Origin of the sequence: Limosilactobacillus gorillae, assembly GCF_001293735.1 — a bacterium.
Taxonomy (GTDB): Bacteria; Bacillota; Bacilli; order Lactobacillales; family Lactobacillaceae; genus Limosilactobacillus; species Limosilactobacillus gorillae.
The window spans coordinates 1-23435 of the sequence record NZ_BCAH01000035.1; the positions used below are offsets into that span (position 1 = coordinate 1).

Consider the following 23435-nt stretch of genomic DNA (forward strand, 5'->3'; position numbering starts at 1 on the left):
AAAGTGACGGGTATCCAGCCCATAATATATCAATGAATCACTGTTGCGCACTGTGTCACCATCGCTGTTCATACCCGCGCTTTCGTTTTGGTTTCCTTATTAAGCGGGGATACCTTTGCGATCACTGTGCTCAGCAGGCCTTCGCTGCTCCTGAACACGATATCTTATCCTGGACGAAGGAGCACACCCTTGAAGAATTTTTGATTCTCCACGAAATGAATGGTAACGGTGTTCCAATCTTCTACCACCCAACCACAACCGTTACCCGCTAAATATTAAAAGGGCCTGATGCTGCAAATTGCAGCACCAGGCCCTTTTAACTAAGCGTAATATCAAGCCTTATAGCCGGTATGAACCGCCCCCGCCCCCAAGTTTAACTTGGTAACGGTAACTGCCGTCAGTTTGGCCTCCTCCATCATATGTTTTAACTCAGTAGCCGAAACAAAAGCCTGCGAAGTCTTTTTCAGATAGCGGTAGTCTTGGTAGTTCCCCCCAAAGACCTTGGCAAAAACTGGAAAGAGGGTGAAGTAACCTTTCCACCCCAGTCGGACAATCGGATTAGTCGGCTGCGACATTTCAAGGCAGCCAAAGACTCCGCCAGGGCGCAAGACGCGCTGGACCTCCCTGAGGACCTGATTTGCGTCGGGAACGTTACGAAGGCCAAAACCAATCGTTACTACATCAAAGGAGTTGTCCTTAAACGGTAAATGCATGGCGTCGGCTTGGACCAGCTCAATGTCTTTTTGTAGCTCCCTCGCCCGGGCCTTCTTTTCGGCCAGCTTTAACATCTCCTGATTAAAATCTAGGCCAATCACACGTCCCGTCCGACCAACTTGCTCAGCTAAGGCAATCGTGAGGTCACCAGTTCCGCAGCAAAGGTCTAAACAATCCGCTCCCGGCCCCACCTGAAGCTGATTGAACAGGGCTTTTCGCCAGGCTCTTTGGGTTCCTAAGCTGATCACGTTATTCATCAGGTCGTACTTCCCGGCAACCCGGGAAAAAAGTTGGTTGACTTCTTCTTCGGAGTGGTGATTGGTAAGGGGCATGATAAATCCTTTCTAAAATTCAGTTGACATTGGCAAAGGCTATTACTTCATACAAAATACGGCAACGGGCCCTAGCCGTTGGTAAACCAAGCGTACTAGGGCCCTTTCTTGCGTTTTATTTTTGTGGGACGCAATCTATTAAGGCGTCCCGTGTCAGTTAATAAGCACTTTACGATAATTTTTCTTCAAAGCAGCTACCTGTACCTGAACCACATTGTTGCGGTTTAAGCGGGCAAAGGCTAGGGCATCGTTCAAGAGGTTTGCAATCTCAGCCGGGTCGCCACCCTGATCGAGGGCATTTTGGGCTTCTAAAACTTTTAAGCGGGGTAAGAAGTAAGTTACGTGCTTACGAGCACAGATCTCAACCCCCTGGTGAATCAGATGGTTGCTCTCTTTATAATTACTAATCAGGGCTTGGTATTCCGCTAAGTAGTAAGTAAGGGCCAAAATTCGTAAATCATCCTCATGCGGACCGTTATCATCCATTTGATCAAGCTGGGCCTGGAGGTAGTTAGTAACCTTAGTGAAGAAAAAGGAGGCCCGTTCCATTGAATCATGGCGGGTGTAATAAATCCCCAAGCCAAGGTAAGCTAAGTACGAATAGATCGTCTGGTGACGTTCATCTAACTCGTCTAAAATCTGGGTGAAAGAAAATAAGATTTCCCCACTCTCCTGATTGGTTAAGACGTAGTTAAACCCTTCCAGATAGTAGTAACGCATCTTTTCCTTCGTGGCCATAATCTGGCTAATCTGAAGCTTAGCCAGTCCCGTCGTCACCTGCGGGAAGTTTTCAACCATTAACCCCTCTTCAACCTGGTCCAAGGCGTCGCGAACGTAGCGCGCTGATGAAACATCCTTCCGCGTTAAGTCATCGATCATCAACCCTAGGCGGTTACACAGCTGGGTAAGGATCGATAGTGAGGGAACCTGATTATCCTTTTCAAACTTACTCAGGGTTGACTGGGTACAAATTCCCTTGCTGAGGGCCACCTGGGAGTAACCCAACTGCTTGCGTCGCTTAATGAATAATTCAACGTCCATGGTGACCCTCCTTTCTACCCATGGATTCCCAGGGCGATTTTAGCAAACCGGCTCATCTTGGTCATATCCCAAGCCGGTTCCCACACCAAGTTAATGTCACATTCATTAACTCCATCCACTGATTTAACAGCCTTAGTGATTTCGCTGTTTAGCAGATCACCAAGGGGGCACCCCATCGTGGTCAGCGTCATCGTGACCAAGCATTTTCCCGCTTGGTCAACCTGGACGTCGTAAATCAGCCCCAGGTTAACGAGATCAATTCCCAGTTCCGGATCAATAACATTCTCTAGGGCTGCCATGACCTTGTTTTCGATTGGTGAAAACGGGGCGCCCTCATTTTGATCAGCAGACATAAGCTTCCTCCAAATTACTTAACAATTCGAGCATCACCGCGAATAAAGTGGTGCCATAATGCATACAGACAAACAATCCCAGTCAGGACTAACAAGCCGATCCCTAGTTCATATGAACCGGTCCACTCCTTAATCCAGCCAATGACAAGTGGCGGGAAGAACCCGCCCAGGCCCCCCATGGCGCCGACAAAACCAGTTACGGCTCCCGTGTTCCCTTGGGAAACGTACGGAACCATCTTAAAGATGACCCCGTTACCAACACCGGCGGCTAAACCGACAAGAACGATTCCGGCTATAAAAAGCGTTTGTGACTTAAAGCTTACCATAATTAAGATTGCAAAGGCAATAATCGCTACAAAAACCCACTGCAAAAGCATCATCGGCCGCATTTTGTCGGCCATATACCCGCCGACCGGACGAATCAGGGTACATACCGCAGCAAAGAGGGCGGCGTAAAGGCCAGCTGTTACCTGCGAATAATTGAATATCCCGGTTAAGAATAGCGGTGTTAGGTTCGTTAAAGCGACAAACAACCCGAAGGTTAAAAAGTAAAACAGTGATAGGTACCAGGTTGAGCTTTCCTTGGCAACCGAAAGGGCTTCTTTCATTGTCTTACTTGGGTTAGTCGGCATTTCCTTACAAAAGATAGCAAAGATTACCCCAATCACAACCGTTAAAATTATCAAGAAGTTGTAAACGGCCGTGAAGCCACTCGTCTTTGAAATGTAGGGCAGGGTCATGGCTGCTACGGCGTTCCCCATGTTCCCCATTGAAACAATCCCCAGAGCTAACCCCTGCTGTTCCTTTGGAAACCAGACGGAGGCGTACGAGACCCCCACGGCAAATGAGGTCCCGGCCATCCCGACAAGCAAGGCCGCGAAGAGCAGCATCCCAAAGGAATGCACCCGCGGGATCATGAACAATGGGATCAAGATGAAAATCATCAAAATGATGTAAACCTTCTTCCCACCATACTTATCTGACAAGATCCCCACCGGAACCCGGGCAATGGACCCTAAGAGAACTGGGGTGGCCAGCAAAAGGGTCTTTGCGGATACACTTAAGTGAAACATGTTCCCAACCTGAGTGGCTAAGGGAGCAAAATTTGACCAGGACATGAAACAAACGATCATCGCTAGCGTGGCTAAGACGAGAGCCGTATATGCGTTAAGCCGGCTTCCGTGGGCCACATCTTGTTGTTTAGTTGCCATTATCATCATCCTCCAATTTGACTCATGTGACGCCAAGTTGGCGCCTTATCAATGATTCGATCGGTGGTCTTCATGGCCATCTCATGGTTAAGGGGTTTATTATCTAACGCCCGTTTAACCCCGGCCTTAAAGGCATCGAAATCATAAATCAATTTGCGAACGTTGATCTCTTCATTCCAATATAGGCACGCCTTAATATAGCCGTCGGCGGTGATCCGCAGGCGATTACAGTTTTCACAAAACTTGGAAGAGATAGGGTGGATCAAGCCAAAACTACCAGTATATCCCTCCACCTGGTAGTTATCAGACGGTCCATTACCAGCCAGATCAATTGGATGATACTTTAGTCCTGCCTGCTGGCATAGATCAAATACGCTGTCGAGGGCCACGTACTCTTCTTTCCAGTCCTCTAAGGAGTTCCCAATGGGCATGAATTCAATAAAGCGAACGTTGACATCGTTATCCTTGGTGTAACGAATAAAATCAAGTACTTCATCGTCATTCTGACCTCGAATTAGGACAATGTTGAGCTTGATCTTTTTAAAGTGGAGTTTGGCCGCCGTGGCGATTCCATCCAGAACCTGATTAATGTTTCCTCCCCGGGTGATTTTCTTGTAAACATCCGGTTTAAAGGTATCCAACGAAATATTTAACCGGTCCAGGCCGGCGTCCTTCAAGGCGGCCGCCTTTTTTGCCAGGAATAAACCGTTGGTGGTAATGGAAACATCCTCAATCCCATCAACCGCCTTGACTCGGCGGACAACGTCAACTACATCGGTCCGTAAGAGGGGTTCGCCCCCAGTAATTCGGACCTTGTGGACGCCCAACCGTGCAAAATTAGTAATTAACTGAACAATTTCATCTTGGGATAGCACCCGGTCGGTTGGAAAAAAGGGAAGTCCTTCCTTTGGCATACAATAAACACACCGTAAGTTGCAACGGTCAGTGATTGAAATCCGTACGTAATCATGTAACCGATCGTATTGGTCGTACAATTTTTCCATGATTTCCCTCCTAACCACCACTTACCGGTGGAATCAGCGCCACTTCGCTATCATCACTAAGGTTTAAGACATCTTCGTTCACAAACTCTTGATCAACGGCCACTCGGCAATTCACCAGGGTGGCTTCTAAGGTTGGATCTAGCTTTACGACGGCCTCCTTGAGCTGCCCCTGACTTAACGTTGCTGGTAAATCAATCGTAACGCTGGGGCCCAGGTGCTCTTTTAACACGGCAAATAGTTTGACAGTTACCTTCATTACTCTCCCCACCTCACCTTATCAGTGTCAAATTCTTGCTTCCAGATTGGAACTTCCTTCTTCAAGGTGTCAATTAGATACTGACACCATTCAAAGGCCTGGGCCCGGTGGGCAGCAGCCACTCCAACAAAAACGGCCGCTTCCGTCAATTGGAGTTCCCCCGTCCGGTGAGCAATCACCACCCGGGCCCCTTGCTGTTCAATCGGTGCCGCAAGTTTCTCTAACTGTCGTTCAGCCATGGGATGGTAGGCCGAGTAGACAATCCGTTCGGTTTCAATATCTCCGGTCCACTGGCGAATGGTTCCAACGAACATATCAATTCCCCCGTACTGGGGAGCCACCAGCTTGGCGTAGAGTTTTTTGACATCGATTGGATCGTCCGAAATCCTGAGATAATACATGCTATCACCTTACCTTATCGGTTTTTATTATTACAATTCACTTAGGAAATTAGAATCAGTCAAAACCCTAATAAACCAAGCTTACAAACGGTTACCTACTCTTTAATTAACAACTATTCCAAAATTAATTAAAAATAATTGACCCACTTTTTGAGCCACACCAGCTAGTTTGGTCCCCTGGCTTGTAAGTCCATGATAGAACCGCTATTCCAAATTTGTCTTTAAGGTTATTCCCTAATAATTAGTTACCTTGGTCAATGCTATACTTAAAGCGCACCCCAAAAGAAAGGGACGTTACTTTTGTTATCCATCATCTATGCCACGCTTTCCGGCCATAACCTGGAATTAGCCTACTACCTCAAATCACAAGTCGCCTCCTGGCCCATCCAAGTAACGGTTGAAGACGCCGCAGCTGCCGGAGTGCCAACCGGACCGCTCTTCTTTTGCCCGGCAACTTACGGTGAGGGCGAGCTTAGTGACGAGGGCGCCGACTTTTTAACCGAACTATCTAGCCGCCAATTTCCCCATCCCTATTGGGTCGTCGGAATTGGTGACCAGTGTTACGGCGATGACTTTTGCGGTGCCGTTTCATTTGCTGACCAAACATTAGCGGCTGCCGGCGGAACCAGACTAGCTCCACCGCTTTGTATCGATTACGAGCTAAGCGCTGAGGTAAAAGAACAGCTTAATGTCACCCTTGAACATCTGAAGGAGTCCATCCTTGATCAATCGTAAATCAACCTATTTAACGATCATCATTGCCCTGATCCTTTTGGTCCCGTTAACGCTAATTGCACTGTCAATCGGCCGCATGCAGCTAACGCTTGGCCAGACGTGGGCGGGGCTTATTGATCCTAAGCACAACGCCTTGTACGCCAATATTTTGTACGATATTCGACTCCCCCGCGTACTTGGGGCCCTCGTCATTGGAGCAGCCCTGGCCTCCTCGGGGATTGCCTTTCAAAACCTCTTTAATAATCCCCTGGTCTCCCCAGATCTCTTGGGGGTTTCTAACGGGGCGGCGGTTGGGGCGGCATTAGCAATCCTCTTGAATAGCCACCTTTGGGAAATTCAACTCTTTGCTCTGGCCGGAGGAATTCTGGCGGTCTCAATCACCGTCCTCCTTCCCCGCCTCGTCGGTCAGGAAGGAACCTTGATCCTTGTTTTATCTGGGATCATCATCTCGGGCTTCATGCAGGCGGCCTTGGGCTTGCTTAAGTATCTTGCCGACCCGGACTCGCAACTCCAAAGCATTGTTTACTGGCAACTGGGTAGCATTGCTAAACTTGATGTTAAAAGCCTCCTGGCGGCCCTGCCGATGATGGTAATTGGAATGCTCATCTTACTATTCTTGCGTTGGCACTTAACCATCATCTCCTTGGGGACACAGACAGCAGCTTCGCAGGGAATTAACGTTGAAAAAGAGCGCCTAATTATCATCTTTGCCGCCACCCTCTTAACGTCCGGAGCGGTTTGCCTAGCGGGAACAATCGGCTGGATTGGTTTAGTTGTTCCCCACATTGCAAGGCGGATCATTGGCGATAACGCCCGGTTTGCCCTTCCACTGGCTGCTATTTTTGGAGCCGCCTTCCTTTTGGTAATTGACACCCTAGCCCGGACCCTTTCGGCTGGTGAAATTCCACTCTCGATCCTGACGGGGTTCATTGGAACACCGGTCTTCATTTACATTCTCGCCCACAGAAGGGATCTGATTCAATGAGCCTTTTATCCGTTAACCAGCTCCGCTTTTCCTATGGGTCACGAACAATCTTTGACCAGGTATCTTTTACACTGGAGCCCGGCCAGATCCTCACCATCCTAGGGCCAAATGGGGTTGGTAAGTCGACCTTGCTAGCTTGTTTAACCAACCAACACCGCAATATAACGGGACAAATCACCCTTAAGAACCGGCCACTAAACGAATGGTCCCCAACCAACCTAGCTAAGCATATGGCCCTTGTCCCCCAGGATTACCGAACCGGGGCCCATCTAACCGTGATTGACTATCTAACGACCGCCCGGGCCCCTTACCTCGGCCTTGGCCAGGTTCCCCGCGCACATGAAGAACACCTGGCCAATGACATCCTTACCGAGCTTGGCATTCAACACCTAGCTCCCCAGCGAGTCCAGACCCTTTCCGGTGGCCAAATGCAACTAGTTGCCATTGCCCGGGCCCTAGTTCAGGAGCCCGAACTTCTGATATTAGATGAACCAATGGCCGCCTTAGACCTGGGGCGGCAACGGCAAGTTTTAAAAATCGTTCAAAACCTTGCCAAAAGGGGCGTTGCCGTTATTTTAACGACCCACGTCCCCAATCAGGCCCTACTCTTAAACGACCAGGTTGGCCTCCTCTTTGCCGATGGCCAATTTCTGGCGGGTCAGTGTCAAGAGATCCTTAACCATGATCGTCTAGAAAAACTCTATCAATGCCCACTTAAGGTCGTTTATGTTCCGGAATTAGGAAGATCAATTTGTGAAATAAGTCAATAAGTTGGTTTTGCTTAAAAAGGCGTGGTTGCCCTGATATAATGAATTTTAGATGGAGCGGCCTTGCAACCCCTTCTAAGATCCACCATCACGGCTTAAAAATTTACACTGTTTCCATGCCTGCGAGAGAGCTAACCATGATCAAAGCATACGCCAATTCTTAGAGCTGTTCAGTAATGACTATGTCGTTTACTGGCCGGCTTAACGCATAAAGACGGGAGGAATATAAAATGAAGAAAGTTGTTATTTTAGGGGCCGGATATGCCGGCCTGAAGGTTGTTCACGAATTACAAAAGCGCGCGAACGGTCAAGTTGAAATCACCCTTGTCGATAAGAATAACTACCACTACGAAGCTACGGCGCTTCATGAGGTTGCCGCTGGAACCTTATCACCAAGCAAGATTAGCTATCCAGTTGCCGACATCATCAAGCCAGCCGTTACGACCTTTATCCAAGACGAAGTCACTGGCTTTGACCTAGACACGCGGACCGTTAACCTGAAGAACCATAACGCTTTGAACTACGATTACCTGGTTATTGCCCTGGGCTTTGTTTCCGAAACCTTTGGGGTGGAAGGCGCCGAAGAATACGCCTTGCCAATGGCTAACCTGGAACAAGCTGAGACCATCCACACCCACATCCTGAACATGATGGATGAATACAAGAAGACCCAAGACCCTGACTACCTCAAGCTACTCGTTTGTGGGGCCGGGTTCACCGGGATCGAACTAGCTGGCGCCCTTGCTGACGGGCGCGAAGAATATGCCGAACGGGCCGGAGTTAACCCATCAGCCATCAAGATTGAAGTGGTGGAAGCCTCCACGCGTTTATTGCCAATGTTTTCTGAAAAACTAGCTACGTACGGGGTTAACCTTGTCAAGGGACTTGGGGTTGACCTGGTGACTGGAGCTCGGATCCAGAAGGTTGAACCTGGTAAGGTTACCTACACGATAAAAACCGATGAAGAAGAAAGCACTGGTACCGCCACTGCTAAGACGATCATTTGGACAACCGGGGTGTCTGGAAGCCCAGTTGTTCAAGCAGAAGAAGCCCTTAAGGCCCGTCGCGGTCGTGTTATCCCAACCGACCACTTGACCGTTGAAGGTCACGATGACGCCTACATCATCGGTGACGTTGCCGCCGTAATGCCACCAGAGGGCGGCCGCCCATACCCAACTACGGCCCAAATCGCCCTCGGGATGGGTAAGTACGTTGCTGAAGATCTAACTAGTCGGATCAAGAACGACAGCCAACTGGCTAAACCATTCGTTTACAAGTCCCTCGGGACCGTTGCCTCCGTTGGTAATACCCGAGCCTTTGGGGAAGCAATGGGGCATGAATACCGTGGCTACCTCGCTTCAGCCCTCAAGAAGATGATTGCTAACGAATCCCTCTTCCGGGTTGGGGGGGCTGGTCAAGTTCTTCGGAATGGCCGATTTGACCTTTACCACTAAAATAATCTCACTAGCGAAATGCTGGTAACCAGAAGACCGAAGTCAGTTTGATTTCGGTCTTTTTTGTTTGCTATATATAATTAGGTAATTCTCCTGATATAAAAATGGAATATTCATGTTAAAATAAAATTAATTAAACTAAGGAGGAGTGTCTAATGGATAAAGAAGCACTGGCTAACCAGGTTTTGGACGCCCTAGAAAACGTCATCGACCCGGAACTAGGCATCGATATTGTCAACTTAGGACTAATTTACGATGTCGACGTTGATGACAACGGGACCTGCAAGATCAACATGACCCTAACCACCCCGGGCTGCCCACTTTCCGATGTCTTAGACCGAGACATCAAAGAAAAAGCGGGGAACATTGACGGGATCAAGCAAGTTGATATTAACCTAGTTTGGTACCCCGTTTGGACAATGGATAAAATGTCACGTTACGCTAAGATTGCCCTTGGAATTGGGGGACTCTAAATGAACTCAAAAGTAATTGACTTCAACCTGCCAATTAAGCAGATCGCCGATAACGACCCTAACTTCGTTCCCCTAATGGTTGAACTTGGTTTTACCAAGATTCAGATTCCGGGGATGTTGGAATCCGTTGGCCGGATCGTCAATCTGAATAAGGGCTGTCGAGCCATGGGGATTGACAAGCAAAAGGTCATCGCGAGCTTCATCAGCCATGGATACGAGGTGATCAACTATGACAACTAGTTCCATCGAACGGCAAAAAGCCATTGTCAAGATTCTCACCTTCCTCCATGAGGGCGGTGACTTTGATCAAGCAAAGGAGATGTTTGACGCCCAATTCGGTAGTGTTGATGTCTCCGAGATTACTTCTGCGGAGCGGCAGCTGATTGCCAATGGACTTAACCCAATGGAAATCCAAAACCTCTGCAATGTGCACGCAGCCGTCTTCAAGGGCTCAATTACCAACAATGACGAGACGCCAGCTTTTCAAAAACCGGGGCACCCCGTTAACACGATCAAGCTGGAAAATAAAATTTTGACCTCTTTAATTAACGACGAGCTTTTGCCAGTTGAAAAAAAGTGGCAACAAGATGGTGCTAACCCTGCCTACCTCAAGCGGATGCAACAGGCCTTGGCTGACCTGAAAACAATCGACAAACACTACGCTCGCAAGGAAAACACCATTTTCCCCTTGATGGACAAGTACGGTATCAGCGCCCCGCCAAAGGTCATGTGGGGCGTTGACGATAACATTCGCAACTGGATCAACAAGGCCTATCAAATGGTCACCGCCGATCCCCTACCTGATAAGTACGAAATCGAAGCCGCCATCGAAAAGGTTGCCAAAGAGGTCCTAGAGATGATCTTCAAAGAAGAAGACATCATGTTACCAATGTTAGACGAAGTCGCCACCCCAACCGATTGGAAAACCGTCCGCGACGACGAGGACGAAATTGGCTATACCCTAATCTCACCGCCATTACCATGGAAGCCAACTAAAGCTGAGCTAGAGGAGGCCAAGGACAAGCCGGTTAACTCGACAATTGCAGCCGAGCTAAACCGAATGGCCCAAAACCTGGCCGATCAAGATGAACAGGTAGCAGCTACGACCTCAAGCGACTTAAAGCAACATATCAAGCAGCCACTTAAGACAAACGCGGGCAACGATGGGGAACTCTTCGACCTCGGGAGCGGTAGCCTTAACCTTAAGCAACTAATTGCTATCTTTAAGACCCTACCGGTTGATCTAACCTTCGTAGATCACACAGACCATGTCCGCTGGTTCTCCGATAATGCTAACCGGATCTTCCCGCGGACTAATTCCGTTCTCGGACGGGCCGTGGTTAACTGTCACCCACCAAAGAGTGTCGACAAAGTGCAAAAAATCCTCGCCGATTTCCATGATGGTACAGAGGATCACGCCGAGTTTTGGATTAACCTACACGGTCAGCGCTTCATCCACATTGAATATTACGCACTCCACGATCAAGAAAATAACTATCTGGGATGCCTTGAAGTCAGCCAGGACCTCAATCATGTCCGTTCCCTAACTGGAGAACGACGCCTATAAATTATTGATTACTACTGGGAGGTATTTTTTATCAACACTGTAAGTAAACGCCGGGGGACCTACCTTGGAATCGAGTTAAACTTAATCTCACTGCTCTTTTCCTCCATTTCCCCGGTCTTAAATAAGTTTTCCCTTGTCAGCTTGAATGCAGTAGTCGGTGGGGTTTTAACTTCCACGTTTGCTGCTTTATTCAACCTGATTTTAATCATGGTTACCTACCGCAAGGTCGCCATCGTCAAGGATAAAATGGTGCTCTTATTGGGGATCACCAACACAGTCGGGGTTTTATTACAATACATTGCCCTTTCGATGCTTAGCCCGGTCACGGTGACTCTGATCGCCCGGATCTACCTGGTTTACGTTTTCTTATTGGGGGGACTTTTCTTAAAGGAACGTATCCATGGCTGGGACTACGTCGCCATTGTCATCTGCATTGCGGGATCCATTCTAGTTTCATCTGGGCGTGCCCAGTTTGACTCAGCCTTAGGGATCTTGTGTGCCTTTATTTACCCCTTTATGTACGCTGCTAACAATGTGATTGCTAAGTACCTGGTTCATGATGATCACCCTGCTGATGTCTTATTTTTTAATCACTTGATCTCCGCACTTTTATTACTGTCTGCTGGCTTCTTTATCCCTCATACCTACAGCTCGGTTCCACTGAGCGGGGTTGCCTTTAACTTTGGTGGGGCCTTTTTCAACGGCTTCTTATCCTTACTTCTTTTCTACACAAGTTTGAAGTACATTACCGCTGGAAAAGCCAATATCGTCAGGGCGCTCGGGCCGTTAGTCGTAATTATCTATTCCTACTTCTTTTTCCCGATTACTATCAACCTTCAAATTATCGTTGGGGCTCTTCTCTTAATCACCGCCACCGCGATTGTCACCATTAAGCAAAAGGACGCTATTTAAGCTAAGCAACGCCCAACCGTAACAATCCTCTAAATCCTATTAACGAACCACCATGTAGGGTAATTCGTTGATAGGATTTTTGATTATAAGGGTACAAAAAAAGGCCCCCTGTTGGGGAGCCTCAAAAAAGTTTGATACGGACGGCTAGATCTTACTTTGGCATTTCACCAGCCAAAATCTGCTTAGCCTGCTTAGTTGTTAAGTCATAGTTGTAATAAGTCTTGTAGAAGGACTTAGTCTTTTTAACCATGTCCAAGCCCTTGAACTGGTCTGGGTGAAGTTTTTGAGCTGCCCAGAGAATTTGGAGTGCCTCTTCTGCACTGTAACGATCCCACGGGAACGTCCCTTGTGGGTTTCCGTATACTTTATTATTTTTAACCGCCTTAAGCTGGGAAAGAGTGGCATCAGCCTTTAAAATCTTCCGAGCGTTAGCAGTCGTCGTTTGCCCCACAATAATCACATCTGGATTTGCCTTAACAATGTCCTCGGCGTTAACCGTGATCATGTTCCCAGACGTGGTGATGGCATTCTTACCCCCGGCCATCTTAATCCATTCATCGACAATCGTCTTCGTCCCGTCCACCTTCGTTAGATCAGCTGGGCTGGTAATGTGGAGAACGGAAGGGGTGGATTTAACCCCCTTTAATTGCTTCTTTACGTATGCAATATTGCCATCCAAGTACTTGATGTACTTCTTGGCAACTTTTGGCGCTCCCCCGCCGAGAACATCAGCTGTTAAGGTGATGGATTTCTTCATCCCGGCAAAGTCCTGAAACATTGCGTTAATAGCGGGCAGGTTCGCCTGCTTAGCCTGCTTTATTTGGTCGGCATTTGATGAAATTACGACGTCGGGCTTGGTTTTAACTAGTGCTTCAATCTGGATGTCTTGACCAGAAAACGGTGACGTTACCTTAGTGATACCCGGATAAACGGTTTTAAACCAGCCTTCCTGTTTAATCATCGGCGTGGTAGCAACGAGCTTCTTTTGCCCCCCTAACAAAAGCACCACTTGGTTATTCGCGTGCCAAAGGTCGGCCACCCGGGTAACCTTAGTTGGGATCTTAACCTTGGTCCCAGTCATGTCCGTGACGGTCTTGGTCTTTTCAGCCGCTTGAACTGGCGTTGCCGTAGTAATTCCCACCATCGGGGCCCCAACCCCGGCTAAGAGCCCCCCTGCAAGCACCAGACCCACAAATCGTTTCCACTTAAACTTCATGTATCAGTTCCTCCTCAATGATCCTTCATCAAATTATTTCATTCGTATATAATCGCAATCAAACTTTTCCTAATAATTATACCCCTATAGATAGGATTGTGGCGGGATCGAAGGCGCTTTAGATGAAAAATAGGGTTTCCCCTTACACTCCTCTGTCAGCCGATTGATCCCTCCATTTCAAAGGAGATTAGACGGTTTAACTCAACCGCGTATTCCATCGGTAACTGCTTAGTGAACGGCTCCACAAAGCCCATGATAATCATCTCAGTTGCCTTTTCCTCGGGAATCCCCCGGCTCATCAGGTAGTAGAGCTGCTCTTCAGAAATCTTGGAAACCTTGGCCTCGTGCTCCATCGCCACGTTATTACAGTTAATTTCGTTATACGGAATCGTGTCGGACTTAGACTGGTCATCCATAATGATCGTGTCACACTCGACGTGGGCCTTAGATCCCTGTGCATTCTCAGTAAAACGGACGGTTCCACGGTAATCAGTAGATCCCCCAGTCCGGGCAATGGACTTGGAAACAATTGAGCTAGAGGTGTTCTTGGCATTGTGAATCATCCGTGCTCCTGAATCCTGATGAATTCCGTTAGAGGCAACAGCAATTGAAAGCATCGTCCCTTTAGCTCCCTCCCCGTCTAGGTAGACGGATGGATACTTCATCGTAACCTTAGATCCTAGATTACCATCAACCCATTCCATGGTAGCATGATCCATTGCAGCTGCCCGCTTAGTTTCCAGTGAGTAGACGTTGTCAGACCAGTTTTGAATTGTAGTATAGCGGCAATAGGCATCCTTTAAGACGTTTACCTCAACCACAGCGGCATGCAGGGAGTCGGAAGAATAGTTTGGCGCCGTACATCCTTCAACGTAATCGACTGAAGCACCCTCATCAACAATAATCAGGGTCCGTTCAAACTGTCCTGTATTTTCGGCATTCAAGCGGAAGTAAGACTGGATCGGCGTCTTAGTTTGAACACCCTTGGGAACATAGATAAAGGAACCCCCGGACCATACGGCCGCGTTTAAAGCGGCGAACTTATTGTCATCCGGGTGGACCAGCTTACCAAACCATTTCTTAAACAGCTCTGGGTACTCACGAAGGGCGGTATCTGTGTCAGTGAAGATAATTCCTAACTTCTCAAACTCCTCGCGCATGTTGTGATAGACCACTTCGGACTCGTACTGAGCTGAAGATCCCGCTAAGTACTTACGTTCTGCCTCCGGAACCCCTAGCCGATCAAAAGTCTTCTTTAGGTCGTCTGGAACCTCTTCCCAGTCGCGAAACTTCTTGTCGGTCATCTTTTGGTAATACAACATGTGTTCGAGGTCTAACTCTGACAGATCCGGACCAAACTTTGGCATCGGCATCGATTTATAAATCCGGTACGCCTTCAGTCGGTAGTCCCGCATCCACTCTGGTTCATTTTTCTCCCTTGAGATAGCTAAAACGACGTCTTCGGTGAGCCCACGTCCCGTTGAAAAGACCGGTTGAATGTCGTCGTGAAAGCCGTACTCATAGTCCTGGTCATCATGCAGGATTTCGCTAGCCTTGGTCATCAGTATCCTCCTCATTTGTATCCTTTAACAGTGCCCGTTGTAACGCCCACCAGGCAAGGGTGGCACACTTGATCCGGGCTGGAAATTCCATGATGCTAGTCAGCACCTGAGCGTCCCCGAGTTCCTCAAGATCCTCCTTGCTGTGTTCCTTACCAATCGCCATGTCCGAAAAAGTCTTGGCCATCTTTAGCGCTTCAGACGGATGCTTCCCCTTAACGGCTTCAGTCATCATTGACGCTGAGGCCTGAGAAATTGTACACCCGTGGCCAGTGTAGCCAATTTCATCAATCAGGCCGTCATCACCAACCTTGACCTGTAAGTCAATTTCATCGCCACAGGTTGGGTTATTTAAGGTGATGGCGTTAGTTGACTCCGCTAAAGCCCCCTTATTATGTGGGTGATCCGCGTGATCCAAGATGACCTCTCGGTATAAATTGTTTAACTTAGATAGTCCCAATTCTAAAGAACTCCTTTGCTTCCTTTAAAGCATCAACTAACCGTTTTGCATCTTCGTTCGTGTTATAAAAGTAGAAACTAGCCCGGGCCGTCGCCTCTAAGCCAAGGTAGTTCATCAGGGGCTGAGCACAGTGATGCCCCGCCCGAACTGCAACTCCCTCCATATCCAGAGCGGTCGCCAGGTCATGAGGATGCAGATTACCAAGGTTAAACGAAATCACCCCGGTATGACGTTCTGGTTCCTGGGGGCCATAAACCGTCAAGCCATCAATTGCCAGTAATTCTGGAAGGACTAGCTTGACCAATTCTTGTTCGCGGGTGGCAACCTGTTTGATCCCAATTGTATTCAAGTAGTCGATCGCAGCTCCCAAACCAATCGCCCCAGCTATGTTTTGGGTCCCTGCTTCAAACTTATACGGTAATGGTGCCCAGGTACTATCCTGTTCAGTAACCGTTCCGATCATCTCACCCCCGTATTGATACGGTGGCATCCGATCAAGCAACTCCCGTTTACCGTACAGGACCCCAATTCCGGTTGGGGCCAGCATTTTGTGACCAGAGAAGGCATAGAAGTCAACGTCTAATTCCTGCATGTTAACCTGCATGTGAGGAACCGCCTGGGCCCCGTCACCGACAAGCACCGCCCCGTGTTGGTGGGCAAGCTTGGCCACTTCTTTAAGTGGCGTCACCGTCCCCATCACATTGGAGGCGTGGGTTAAGGCAACGATCTTGGTCCGGTCGGTGATCTTATTGGCCGCATCGGCCATGTCTAACTGGCCGTCAGGAGTGAGCCCAATATATTTAAGGGTGGCGCCCTTTTTCTTAGCGAGTTGCTGCCACGGAATCAAGTTAGAATGGTGTTCCATAATTGAGATCACAATTTCATCACCGGCACTAACATTTTGTTCCCCATAGGTAGCCGCCACCAGGTTTAATGAATCAGTGCACCCCTTAGTGAAGATCACTTCAGCCGTATCAGTAGCGTGAATAAATTTTCGCACTTTTTCTCTGGCTGCTTCGTAATCGCTGGTCGCCCGTTCTGCCAGCGTATGAACACCACGGTGAACATTAGCGTTATCCGTTTGGTAAAAACTAAGGACCTGGTTTAAAACCGAGGTCGGCCGCTGGGTTGTGGCGGCGTTATCAAGGTAAACCAGCCGCTCATCATTAACCCGTTGGGAAAGAATCGGAAAGTCGTCTCGAATTTGATTAATACTTTTGACCATCAGCAAGCTTCCTTTCCAGGATTGCAACCATCTTATCGCGAACGTTTTTAGCTGGGATAACGGTTAAAACTGACCCTAAAAAGCCCCGAATGACCATCCGCTCGGCGGTGGCCCGATCAATTCCCCGACTCATTAGGTAATACATCTGCTCAGGGTCAACGGGGCCAACCGAGGCAGCGTGACCAGCCACAACGTCATTTTCATCGATTAAGAGAATTGGGTTGGCGTCGCCATGAGCATCCCCAGACATCATTAAAACTCGGTTTTGCTGATCAGCCTTAGCGCCATGGGCACCGTGAACGATCTGGCCAATTCCATTAAAAATTAGCTCTGATTGTTCAAGTAATACCCCACGCTGATTGATCAACCCGGTCGTTTGCTTACCACGATTGGTAACCCGATTGGTGACCGCCATCTTTTGGGCCCCAGTTGTTACAGCAATTGCCTTGGCATCGGCATAGCCTCCCTGGCTAATCAGTTCGGAATCCATATCGCCTAAGGTATCACCATCATTCATTAAACCCACCGCCCAGTCAACATGGGCATCTCGACCAATGTTAGCCCGACGTTTGAAGTAAACGTGAGTATTTTCCCCCAGCTCATCTAAAGATGAGAAGGCGACCGTACTGCCTTCTTGAGCGACAATTTCAACCATCATATTAGCCGGTACCGTTTTATCACCCACCGTCTGTAGATGTTGTAAGAAGTGAAGTTTTGATTGAGCCTCCGCCACAATCAGGAGGTGAGAGTTAAGCGGTTGGTCCTTAGTGGCATCTTGAATGATTTCGGCTTCAATTGGCGTGTCTATCTCAACGCCCTTAGGAACGTAGAGAAAGATGCCGGCGTTTAGGTAAGCTAGGTGAGCAGCCGTCAATTTATTCTCATCGGGTTTAACCACCCGGTTCATGAAGAAGCGCTCAATCAAGCGGGGATGAATCCGAGCTGCTGAGAAGATATCGGTCAAGATGACCCCTTTCTTGCGTAGCTCCTCCGGAAGCTGCACCGTAGTGGTTGTTTGACCAACCTGGACGATCCGAATAACGTCAGGGTCTTGATCAATCAATCCCGTCGCTAGCTTAGGATCAGAGTCTTCAAAAGTCAACGGCTGGTCGCTGAGTAGGGGCCAGTCGTTAAAACGGTAGCGTGTCATCCGAGGCATCGGCAGTTTCTTCATCATTTCTAGCGCTTCCAACCGCCGGTCAAGCAGGCTGTATGGTTCGCCGTGTTGGTGTGAGGCCTCCTCTAGTTGGTCTGCGATCGCTTGAACGTCTTGTGTCATCGTCAGCCTCCTTAGTGGTTATCATCAACCAGTTGAACGTCTAAGCCCAATTCATCACGTAGGCCAGCGTACCCCTCTGCCTCAAGCTTCTTGGCTAATTCGGCATCACCGGTCTTAACAATCTTACCGCCCATCATTACGTGAACGGTATCAGGAACAATATAGTTCAAAAGGCGCTGGTAGTGGGTGATGATCAGGGAACCGAAGTTAGCGCCTCGCATTGAGTTAACCCCCTTTGAAACCACCTTTAAGGCGTCAATATCTAGACCGGAGTCAATTTCATCGAGAATGGCAAAGGAAGGTTCGATCATCAGAAGCTGCAAGATTTCATTTCGCTTTTTCTCTCCCCCAGAAAAACCTTCGTTTAAGTAGCGTTCGGTCATTGATTCATCCATGTCCAACAGAGCTAAGTTACGGTCTAGCTTCTTGATGAAGTCCATCACCGAAATTTGATCATCCTTATCACGCCGGGCATTAATCGCCGCCCGTAAAAATTCTGCGTTGGTGACTCCCTGAATTTCGGCCGGGTACTGCATAGCTAAAAACAGTCCCTTACGGGCGCGTTCGTCAACGGGCATATTAAGGATATTTTCACCGTTTAAAAGGATTTCTCCTTCGGTCACCGTGTACCCAGGCTGGCCCATGATCGTTTGGGACAAGGTCGACTTCCCCGTTCCGTTGGGGCCCATGATTGCGTGGATCTCACCTGTCTTCATTTCCAAGTTGACCCCTTTTAGGATCTCCTTGGTCTGTTTGGTTTCTTCATCAGTCACTGAAACGTGTAGGTTCTTAACTTCTAATGTTGCCATGTCAACTTTCCTCCAGTTAGCCCAATTATTCCAAATTTATATTAACGATAAGGAAGGCGGGGCCAAATTTGTTTTCTTGTCTTACATTATAGTCGTTCCAAGGTAAAATAAAACTAGGTAATTCCCCCATATATGTTTTTGGAATTCTGTGCAATAATATCACCAAGTTGTATAATGAAAATATCAAACAATTAATTATATATTTTTGGAATATTTTACAAAGGAGGGGGTCAAATGGCAGCTACCTATACCCTCAGCCACTTTGACCGGCTCAACGAAGCCACCCAAGAGCGCCTACATAACCTCGGCCTTTATGAAGGAATCACCGTTGCCTTGATTCAACGCTACCCCTTCCATGGCCCCGTCATCATTGAAAACGAGCACCAACGAATCGGCCTACGTTACCGTGTCTTTACACAACTAACGGGAGGAAGCAACCAATGACTACCGTGGCATTATTAGGAAATCCCAATACCGGGAAAACCACGATCTTTAATTCCTTAACTGACAAGTACGCCTACGTCGGTAACTGGACCGGGGTAACGGTAGAAAAAAAGCTTGGTCAAATCAAAAACAGCTCGGTTACCCTTGTCGACTTACCCGGGGTGTATTCCTTGAACCCGCTCACAAAAGATGAGGCCGTCGTTACTTCCTACCTTTTAAATAACCATCCCGACCTAATCTTGAATGTTACCAATGCTGGTCAGCTCAAGCGTAACCTCTTGTTGACCATTGAGGTCTTGGAACTAGGAGCGCCGGTTATTTTAAACCTCAACATGATTGACGATTTAAAGCGGCAAGGTAAGTACTATGATCCCAGCATTTTAGAAGACTGGCTGGGATGCAAAGTCAAAACCACCAACGCCCGTACCCATGAGGGGGTGGCCACTTTAAAGGCCGACCTGGCAAATCTAACAGCTGATCAAACATCTTCTTCACCACTACTACTCGATTACCCACCGATGGTCAAGCAGGCGATTCGCCAAGCAACCGAAGCCCTGGTTCAAGACTATGACATGAATCACGATTTTGCCCAATGGCTTTCAATTCAATACATTAACAAAAATAAGGCGGTCCGCCGTTACGCCCTCTTTCACGATTTAACTCCCTTACGGAGCCAAGAGAAGTATTACGATGCTCAGGATTTTGAAGGCCAAATCTTCAACACCCGCTTTTCCTTCATCGAACGGCTATTGGCAGCGGCCAGCCAGACAATCAGTTCCGCCAATCAAGTTGAATTAACCTCCAAGATCGACCGCGTGGTTACCAACCCCGTCTTGGGTCTTCCAATCTTTGCTGGGATTTTCTTTTTAATCTTCAAACTTTCCTTTGACTGGGTAGGGACTCCGCTTTCCGACCTACTAGACAGTTTCATTTCCGGTCCCTTATCAACGTGGGCCGAGCAATTTCTAACGGCCGCCGGTGCCCTGCCGGTTCTAAGGTCTTTAATTGTTAACGGCCTGATCGCCGGAGTTGGTGGGATCTTAGTCTTCATCCCCCAGATTTTCGTTCTCTTTGCCTGCATCTCATTACTGGAAGATTCCGGCTACATGGCTCGGGCAGCCCTAGTGACCGACCGGATCATGCAATTAATCGGGTTGAACGGTAAATCCTTTATTCCCCTCATCATTGGCTTCGGCTGTAACGTAACCGGGATTATGGCTGCCCGTACGATCGAGCAACCCAAGGAACGACTTATCACTACCCTAATTTCCCCGTTTATGTCCTGTTCTGCCCGTCTACCAGTATACTCACTAGTAGTAGCAGCCTTCTTTCCAAAGCACCAAGCTCTGATCGTTTTGTCGGTCTACTTTTTGGGCATCGTGGTGGCCCTCCTCGTAGCGAAGGGGTACCAACTCTTATTTGGAGTCAGTGATTCATCGGTCTTCATTGTTGAACTCCCCCAGTATCATCTCCCCCGCTTCGATGTTATCTGGCACGGAACCTGGGATAAGGGAAAGGGGTTTGTCAAAAAGGCTGGTACCGTTATTTTTGCCGGTACCGTTTTGATCTGGCTCCTGTCATCTTTTTCAACCCATGGCTACGTAACTAATTCCAGCCAGTCCTTTGCCGCCAGCCTAGGCCGCCAGTTGGTTCCCTTCCTAGCCCCAATTGGGATTACCCAGTGGCAAACCATTGCCGCCCTATTTACCGGAATCTTGGCTAAGGAAGCGATCACCTCTAGCATGATGGTTATGTTTCATACCAGCAGTCAAGCAGTCCTAATTAGCGCACTAGGGCAATTCATCAACCCAGTAGCTGCTTACGCCCTCTTGGTTTTCATTCTCCTGTACGCCCCCTGCTTTGCCACCCTGGGAACAATCAAGCAGGAGACCGGTTCAACTAAGTGGACCATTTGGTCGCTGGTTTCTAGCCTGATTATTGCCTACGGCCTATCCTGGCTGATCTTTACAATCGGAAGCTTCCTAGTCTAGAAAGGAGTCCCTTATGATTAGCTTAATCACCAACACCGTTATTATCTTGCTCATCGTCGCACTCGCCTTCTGGCAGCTAGTCAAGGTCTTCAAGCGGGCCAAAAAGGGAAAGTGTGCAGCTTGCGATTATGACTGTGCGGTCAAAAAACAAGTCCTCAAGCAAAAAAGCCTTCACTAAACACCTTGCTAACTTTAAAAGCCGGGATGGATTTTCCACCCCGGCTTTTAATTGGCGTTAACCAATTTAGATTAGACCAATCGCAAAAGTGACCACCTGAACCAGGGAGCCGATCAATAGGATCCGTATGGCAGATGGGAAGGTTTCTTTTTTAATTTGCTTTTCAAATAGTATCTTGGTCTGTTTGACCACAAACGGAATAATTAGAAGGGTCAGCAAGACCGTCCACGGCGTCAGGTGCCAAATTGCTGCTAAGATAATGGCTAAGAAAGCAATGGTGTTTTTTACAGCGTAGGCTACCAAGGCCCACTTCTTGCCGATAAAGTGTACAATCGTGTGGCGGTGATTATCCTCATCTTCTTGTTCATCACAGATGTTATTAGCTAATAAGAGGTTTGAAATCCACAGCTCATCGGGGAGAGCAACTAAAAAGACAATCCCCAGGTTAGTCCAGGACAAAGTAAAGCTGGCTCCCGTGTTGACATATACCGAAATTAGGGTGATCATAAAGCCCATCGTGAAACCCGAGAAGAACTCGCCAACCGGTAGTCCCGACAGTGGGAAGGGCCCTGACGAGTACAAAAAACCAATTGCAAAGCAAAAGACCCCTAACCATAGGAGGGGTAATCCTAGTTGGGTGACCAGGTAAACCCCGATTAAGGCAGCTACCACCACTAAGGCCACTAGCATCCCCAAGATCAGTTTTGGTGATAAGTTCTCTCGACCAATAATGTTGGTATTTTGCTGGTAGTCCTCCGTATCAACGGCATGCACATAGTCGTGATAGTTATCTAACATATCAACCGACATGTTAAATAAAAGCATCGCAACAAAAAATAGGATTGCCAATCCCGGTTGAACGGTATGATAGTGGTAGGCCGCCAAACAAAGTCCCAACAAGAATGGCAAGACACTGGCGGTCTTAGCCTTGATCTCAACTAGTTCCAAAAATACTTTGATAGACATTAAATAAGTCCACCCTTTCCCTTATTTATTCAATCCCTAGTTTAGGGTACAATAGATAGTATAAACCTTAAAGGAAATTTAACGATGAAACAAACATACTTTCCATACAATCCCGCTTTAAAGCAGGCGCTCCTTAGCGTTAGTAATTTAATGGAAGCTAAAATTAAAACCCGCGATGGTCAATTGGAAGGCGCCCTTCAACAGATGGCAACCAACGGGGGAAAATTTTTACGCCCCGCTTTCTTCTGGCTCTTTGCCTCTTTGAACGGTCAACCCACTGAAGAAAAGCGTCCGCCATTAATTAAATTGGCCACCTCAATTGAAGTCCTCCACATGGCCACCCTGATCCACGATGATATCATTGATGATTCTCCCAAGCGCCGGGGACGGGTCAGCATCCAGGCTAAATTTGGCAAGGACGTTGCTGTCTATTCAGGTGACTACCTCTTTACGATCTTCTTTGACCTAATCACCACTACCACCGAGGGAACTCCCTTTTTAACCATCAACGCCAAGGTGATGCATCGGATTCTACGCGGAGAGCTCGGTCAAATGGCTGACCGTTTTAAGCAAAACCAGTCCCTCCTCGCCTACTTACGCAACGTCAACGGTAAAACAGCCGCTCTGTTTTCACTAGCTGCCAGTGAAGGCGCCCATTTTGGTGGTGCTGATCAAAGAACCGTCACCCTGGCCAAGCAAATTGGCCAAAACGTCGGGATTGCCTTTCAAATTTTGGACGATATCCTCGACTACTCAAGTGGGGACCGGCTGAACAAGCCGGTCTTAGAGGACCTTGCCACTGGCGTTTACTCCTTACCGCTGCTACTAGCCTTAAAAACAGACCCTACCGAACTAACGCCCCTACTCAACAAGGGGCGGCAGATGACCCTTTCCGACATGGAACGAGTCCGAGAACTAGTTGTTAATATTGGTGGAGTAGATCAGGCTCGACAACTGGCCACCGCCTTTACTAAGAAGGCTGAAGAAAAAATTAACCGCCTTCCAGCCGGTTCCTCGCAACAGGCCCTTAATAAATTATGTAAGCACCTTTTGAAACGAAACTCCTAACCAGATCCCCCTTACCTGCGAAAATACCGCAAGTG

27 protein-coding genes are annotated in these 23435 nt (G+C 48.1%); 13 read left to right on the top strand and 14 right to left on the bottom strand.

Annotation, left to right across the window (positions count from 1 at the left end; genetic code table 11):
* Positions 1 to 272 (top strand): hypothetical protein (locus AOQ57_RS06500; protein ID WP_235789022.1); only part of this gene is annotated, 272 nt, incomplete at its 5' end.
* A gap of 60 nt (positions 273 to 332) precedes the next feature.
* Here AOQ57_RS06500 and ubiE read toward each other — a convergent pair.
* The 7 genes from ubiE to AOQ57_RS06535 form a co-directional block, all read right to left on the bottom strand.
* Positions 333 to 1046 carry a bifunctional demethylmenaquinone methyltransferase/2-methoxy-6-polyprenyl-1,4-benzoquinol methylase UbiE gene (gene ubiE / locus AOQ57_RS06505; protein ID WP_093626364.1) on the bottom strand — a complete coding sequence of 238 codons (714 nt, stop codon included), beginning with the start codon at positions 1044 to 1046 and terminating at the stop codon, positions 333 to 335.
* 153 nt (positions 1047 to 1199) lie between these two features.
* On the bottom strand, positions 1200 to 2087 hold the full coding sequence (locus AOQ57_RS06510; RefSeq protein WP_093626366.1) for a helix-turn-helix domain-containing protein: 888 nt from the start codon (positions 2085 to 2087) through the stop codon (positions 1200 to 1202).
* Positions 2088 to 2101: 14 nt separating this feature from the next.
* A complete protein-coding gene (locus tag AOQ57_RS06515) occupies positions 2102 to 2440 on the bottom strand; it encodes a metal-sulfur cluster assembly factor (protein ID WP_093626368.1) in 339 nt (112 codons plus the stop codon).
* Positions 2441 to 2454: 14 nt separating this feature from the next.
* Positions 2455 to 3651, bottom strand: coding sequence for a nitrate/nitrite transporter (locus AOQ57_RS06520; protein WP_093626370.1), 1197 nt, complete (start codon positions 3649 to 3651; stop codon positions 2455 to 2457).
* Positions 3652 to 3656: 5 nt separating this feature from the next.
* Positions 3657 to 4655, bottom strand: a complete 999-nt coding sequence (gene moaA, locus AOQ57_RS06525) for a GTP 3',8-cyclase MoaA (protein ID WP_093626372.1) — start codon at positions 4653 to 4655, stop codon at positions 3657 to 3659.
* Positions 4656 to 4665: 10 nt separating this feature from the next.
* Positions 4666 to 4911 carry a MoaD/ThiS family protein gene (locus tag AOQ57_RS06530; protein ID WP_093626374.1) on the bottom strand — a complete coding sequence of 82 codons (246 nt, stop codon included), beginning with the start codon at positions 4909 to 4911 and terminating at the stop codon, positions 4666 to 4668.
* Positions 4911 to 5312 carry a molybdenum cofactor biosynthesis protein MoaE gene (locus AOQ57_RS06535; protein ID WP_093626376.1) on the bottom strand — a complete coding sequence of 134 codons (402 nt, stop codon included), beginning with the start codon at positions 5310 to 5312 and terminating at the stop codon, positions 4911 to 4913. The genes AOQ57_RS06530 and AOQ57_RS06535 overlap by 1 nt, the downstream gene beginning before the upstream one ends.
* A 300-nt stretch (positions 5313 to 5612) precedes the next feature.
* Between AOQ57_RS06535 and AOQ57_RS06540 the strand changes: the two genes are divergently transcribed.
* The 8 genes from AOQ57_RS06540 (at position 5613) to AOQ57_RS06575 (ending at position 12205) form a co-directional block, all read left to right on the top strand.
* Positions 5613 to 6047 carry a flavodoxin domain-containing protein gene (locus AOQ57_RS06540; RefSeq protein WP_235789023.1) on the top strand — a complete coding sequence of 145 codons (435 nt, stop codon included), beginning with the start codon at positions 5613 to 5615 and terminating at the stop codon, positions 6045 to 6047.
* On the top strand, positions 6034 to 7032 hold the full coding sequence (locus tag AOQ57_RS06545) for a FecCD family ABC transporter permease (protein WP_093626378.1): 999 nt from the start codon (positions 6034 to 6036) through the stop codon (positions 7030 to 7032). The genes AOQ57_RS06540 and AOQ57_RS06545 overlap by 14 nt, the downstream gene beginning before the upstream one ends.
* Positions 7029 to 7802 (top strand): ABC transporter ATP-binding protein, encoded by a 774-nt coding sequence (locus AOQ57_RS06550; protein WP_093626380.1) that lies wholly within the window; start codon positions 7029 to 7031, stop codon positions 7800 to 7802. The genes AOQ57_RS06545 and AOQ57_RS06550 overlap by 4 nt, the downstream gene beginning before the upstream one ends.
* A 227-nt stretch (positions 7803 to 8029) precedes the next feature.
* The gene (locus tag AOQ57_RS06555) at positions 8030 to 9253 is read left to right on the top strand and encodes an NAD(P)/FAD-dependent oxidoreductase (RefSeq protein WP_093626382.1); all 1224 of its coding nucleotides are present in this window, start codon (positions 8030 to 8032) and stop codon (positions 9251 to 9253) included.
* Between the two features lie 155 nt (positions 9254 to 9408).
* Positions 9409 to 9726: a metal-sulfur cluster assembly factor gene (locus tag AOQ57_RS06560; RefSeq protein ID WP_093626384.1), complete on the top strand. Its 318-nt coding sequence runs from the start codon at positions 9409 to 9411 to the stop codon at positions 9724 to 9726.
* On the top strand, positions 9727 to 9966 hold the full coding sequence (locus tag AOQ57_RS06565) for a DUF1858 domain-containing protein (protein WP_093626386.1): 240 nt from the start codon (positions 9727 to 9729) through the stop codon (positions 9964 to 9966).
* Positions 9956 to 11293, top strand: coding sequence for a DUF438 domain-containing protein (locus AOQ57_RS06570; RefSeq protein WP_093626388.1), 1338 nt, complete (start codon positions 9956 to 9958; stop codon positions 11291 to 11293). Before AOQ57_RS06565 ends, AOQ57_RS06570 begins: the two co-directional genes overlap by 11 nt.
* A gap of 30 nt (positions 11294 to 11323) precedes the next feature.
* A complete protein-coding gene (locus tag AOQ57_RS06575; protein WP_093626390.1) occupies positions 11324 to 12205 on the top strand; it encodes a DMT family transporter in 882 nt (293 codons plus the stop codon).
* Positions 12206 to 12356: 151 nt separating this feature from the next.
* On the opposite strand, the gene AOQ57_RS06580 is transcribed toward AOQ57_RS06575, so the two are convergent.
* The 6 genes from AOQ57_RS06580 to sufC all read right to left on the bottom strand — a co-directional run bounded on the left by AOQ57_RS06580 (position 12357) and on the right by sufC (position 18753).
* Entirely contained in the window at positions 12357 to 13421 is a 1065-nt protein-coding gene (locus AOQ57_RS06580) for an ABC transporter substrate-binding protein (RefSeq protein WP_093626392.1), read from the bottom strand.
* A 155-nt stretch (positions 13422 to 13576) separates the two neighbouring features.
* Positions 13577 to 14983, bottom strand: coding sequence for a Fe-S cluster assembly protein SufB (gene sufB, locus AOQ57_RS06585; RefSeq protein ID WP_093626394.1), 1407 nt, complete (start codon positions 14981 to 14983; stop codon positions 13577 to 13579).
* Positions 14970 to 15440, bottom strand: a complete 471-nt coding sequence (gene sufU / locus AOQ57_RS06590) for a Fe-S cluster assembly sulfur transfer protein SufU (protein ID WP_093626396.1) — start codon at positions 15438 to 15440, stop codon at positions 14970 to 14972. Before sufU ends, sufB begins: the two co-directional genes overlap by 14 nt.
* The gene (locus AOQ57_RS06595) at positions 15427 to 16665 is read right to left on the bottom strand and encodes a cysteine desulfurase (protein ID WP_093626398.1); all 1239 of its coding nucleotides are present in this window, start codon (positions 16663 to 16665) and stop codon (positions 15427 to 15429) included. The genes sufU and AOQ57_RS06595 overlap by 14 nt, the downstream gene beginning before the upstream one ends.
* Complete coding sequence (gene sufD, locus AOQ57_RS06600) at positions 16649 to 17944, bottom strand: Fe-S cluster assembly protein SufD (protein ID WP_093626400.1); 1296 nt, start codon at positions 17942 to 17944, stop codon at positions 16649 to 16651. The genes AOQ57_RS06595 and sufD overlap by 17 nt, the downstream gene beginning before the upstream one ends.
* Before the next feature lie 11 nt (positions 17945 to 17955).
* Complete coding sequence (gene sufC, locus AOQ57_RS06605; RefSeq protein WP_093626402.1) at positions 17956 to 18753, bottom strand: Fe-S cluster assembly ATPase SufC; 798 nt, start codon at positions 18751 to 18753, stop codon at positions 17956 to 17958.
* A 234-nt stretch (positions 18754 to 18987) separates the two neighbouring features.
* On the opposite strand from sufC, the gene AOQ57_RS06610 reads away from it, so the two are divergent.
* From AOQ57_RS06610 to AOQ57_RS06620, 3 genes are read left to right on the top strand one after another with little or no spacing between them, the layout of a single operon-like run.
* Positions 18988 to 19197 carry a FeoA family protein gene (locus AOQ57_RS06610; protein WP_093626404.1) on the top strand — a complete coding sequence of 70 codons (210 nt, stop codon included), beginning with the start codon at positions 18988 to 18990 and terminating at the stop codon, positions 19195 to 19197.
* Entirely contained in the window at positions 19194 to 21188 is a 1995-nt protein-coding gene (gene feoB / locus AOQ57_RS06615) for a ferrous iron transport protein B (RefSeq protein WP_093626406.1), read from the top strand. The genes AOQ57_RS06610 and feoB overlap by 4 nt, the downstream gene beginning before the upstream one ends.
* Positions 21189 to 21201: 13 nt before the next feature.
* Positions 21202 to 21366, top strand: a complete 165-nt coding sequence (locus AOQ57_RS06620) for a FeoB-associated Cys-rich membrane protein (RefSeq protein ID WP_093626408.1) — start codon at positions 21202 to 21204, stop codon at positions 21364 to 21366.
* Positions 21367 to 21432: 66 nt separating this feature from the next.
* Here AOQ57_RS06620 and AOQ57_RS06625 read toward each other — a convergent pair whose 3' ends face one another.
* Positions 21433 to 22332 carry a prenyltransferase gene (locus AOQ57_RS06625; RefSeq protein WP_093626410.1) on the bottom strand — a complete coding sequence of 300 codons (900 nt, stop codon included), beginning with the start codon at positions 22330 to 22332 and terminating at the stop codon, positions 21433 to 21435.
* An 84-nt stretch (positions 22333 to 22416) separates the two neighbouring features.
* Here AOQ57_RS06625 and AOQ57_RS06630 point away from each other — a divergent pair, with 84 nt between their 5' ends.
* On the top strand, positions 22417 to 23400 hold the full coding sequence (locus AOQ57_RS06630; protein ID WP_093626412.1) for a polyprenyl synthetase family protein: 984 nt from the start codon (positions 22417 to 22419) through the stop codon (positions 23398 to 23400).
* Positions 23401 to 23435 lie beyond the last annotated feature (35 nt).

Coding starts and splice junctions, on each gene's coding strand:
- ubiE (WP_093626364.1), bottom strand. CDS start 1,046: ATGCCCCTTACCAATCACCACTCCGAAGAAGAAGTCAACCAACTTTTT.
- AOQ57_RS06510 (WP_093626366.1), bottom strand. CDS start 2,087: ATGGACGTTGAATTATTCATTAAGCGACGCAAGCAGTTGGGTTACTCC.
- AOQ57_RS06515 (WP_093626368.1), bottom strand. CDS start 2,440: ATGTCTGCTGATCAAAATGAGGGCGCCCCGTTTTCACCAATCGAAAAC.
- AOQ57_RS06520 (WP_093626370.1), bottom strand. CDS start 3,651: ATGGCAACTAAACAACAAGATGTGGCCCACGGAAGCCGGCTTAACGCA.
- moaA (WP_093626372.1), bottom strand. CDS start 4,655: ATGGAAAAATTGTACGACCAATACGATCGGTTACATGATTACGTACGG.
- AOQ57_RS06530 (WP_093626374.1), bottom strand. CDS start 4,911: ATGAAGGTAACTGTCAAACTATTTGCCGTGTTAAAAGAGCACCTGGGC.
- AOQ57_RS06535 (WP_093626376.1), bottom strand. CDS start 5,312: ATGTATTATCTCAGGATTTCGGACGATCCAATCGATGTCAAAAAACTC.
- AOQ57_RS06550 (WP_093626380.1), top strand. CDS start 7,029: ATGAGCCTTTTATCCGTTAACCAGCTCCGCTTTTCCTATGGGTCACGA.
- AOQ57_RS06555 (WP_093626382.1), top strand. CDS start 8,030: ATGAAGAAAGTTGTTATTTTAGGGGCCGGATATGCCGGCCTGAAGGTT.
- AOQ57_RS06560 (WP_093626384.1), top strand. CDS start 9,409: ATGGATAAAGAAGCACTGGCTAACCAGGTTTTGGACGCCCTAGAAAAC.
- AOQ57_RS06565 (WP_093626386.1), top strand. CDS start 9,727: ATGAACTCAAAAGTAATTGACTTCAACCTGCCAATTAAGCAGATCGCC.
- AOQ57_RS06570 (WP_093626388.1), top strand. CDS start 9,956: ATGACAACTAGTTCCATCGAACGGCAAAAAGCCATTGTCAAGATTCTC.
- AOQ57_RS06580 (WP_093626392.1), bottom strand. CDS start 13,421: ATGAAGTTTAAGTGGAAACGATTTGTGGGTCTGGTGCTTGCAGGGGGG.
- sufB (WP_093626394.1), bottom strand. CDS start 14,983: ATGACCAAGGCTAGCGAAATCCTGCATGATGACCAGGACTATGAGTAC.
- AOQ57_RS06595 (WP_093626398.1), bottom strand. CDS start 16,665: ATGGTCAAAAGTATTAATCAAATTCGAGACGACTTTCCGATTCTTTCC.
- sufD (WP_093626400.1), bottom strand. CDS start 17,944: ATGACACAAGACGTTCAAGCGATCGCAGACCAACTAGAGGAGGCCTCA.
- sufC (WP_093626402.1), bottom strand. CDS start 18,753: ATGGCAACATTAGAAGTTAAGAACCTACACGTTTCAGTGACTGATGAA.
- AOQ57_RS06610 (WP_093626404.1), top strand. CDS start 18,988: ATGGCAGCTACCTATACCCTCAGCCACTTTGACCGGCTCAACGAAGCC.
- feoB (WP_093626406.1), top strand. CDS start 19,194: ATGACTACCGTGGCATTATTAGGAAATCCCAATACCGGGAAAACCACG.
- AOQ57_RS06620 (WP_093626408.1), top strand. CDS start 21,202: ATGATTAGCTTAATCACCAACACCGTTATTATCTTGCTCATCGTCGCA.
- AOQ57_RS06625 (WP_093626410.1), bottom strand. CDS start 22,332: ATGTCTATCAAAGTATTTTTGGAACTAGTTGAGATCAAGGCTAAGACC.
- AOQ57_RS06630 (WP_093626412.1), top strand. CDS start 22,417: ATGAAACAAACATACTTTCCATACAATCCCGCTTTAAAGCAGGCGCTC.